The organism is Pseudomonas sp. P5_B2 (genome assembly GCF_056400445.1).
The window spans coordinates 1-725 of record NZ_JBFULH010001312.1 but is presented as its reverse complement, the minus strand read 5'-3'; the positions used below and the strand labels follow the sequence as shown (position 1 = coordinate 725).

The following is a 725-nucleotide window of genomic DNA, read 5'->3' as shown; positions in this document are numbered from 1 at the left end:
GCGCTGATCTTGGCCATCGGCAGGGTTCTGATAAATGCAACAGAGCCAGATACCAGCGGCTTCTACGAAAACCCAATCATGGTAGGCATTTAATGGCGCGCGATAAGAAACCCGGGCGGGTTCGATCTGCCCTCCAGAATTGGCTAGGCGTGCCGGTTGGGCTGAATAACGATTCGTTTTGGCAGGAGTGGTTTGGAACATCAGCCAGCGGCCAGGTCGTTACTGTAGACAAGGCCCTTCAGTTGTCCGCTGTCTGGTCGTGCGTTCGCCTTCTGTCCGAGACAGTTTCGACGCTCCCCCTCAGGCTGTACGAACGCCGGGCAGATGGTGGGCGAGTCGCTGCAACAAATCACCCGCTGTACGACATTTTGACCAAGCGGCCTAATGCGGAGATGACGCCGGGCAGATTCATGCTCATGGTCGTTGCGAGCATCTGTTTGCGCGGAAATGCATTCGTTGAAAAAAAACGAGTGGGCAGCCGGATTGTTGCGCTTGACCCGCTGCTACCTCAGTACATGACCGTCAAGCGGCTCGATTCCGGCCGACTGGAATACAAGTACACCGTCAAGGGCCAAAGCCGCGTAATACCTGAAGACGACCTGATGCATATTCGTGGCTTCGGGCTTGATGGTGTGTGTGGCATGTTGCCCGTTTCAACAGGCAAAGAGATCTTCGGCGCAGCGATATCTGCCGAGGAAGCCGCCGCCAAAGTCTTTGCTCAAGGG

1 protein-coding gene is annotated in these 725 nt (G+C 55.9%); it reads left to right on the top strand.

The features are described 5' to 3' along the window. Positions 1-92 precede the first annotated feature (92 nt). Positions 93-725 (top strand): phage portal protein (locus AC1DRJ_RS30940; protein ID WP_477805459.1); only part of this gene is annotated, 633 nt, incomplete at its 3' end.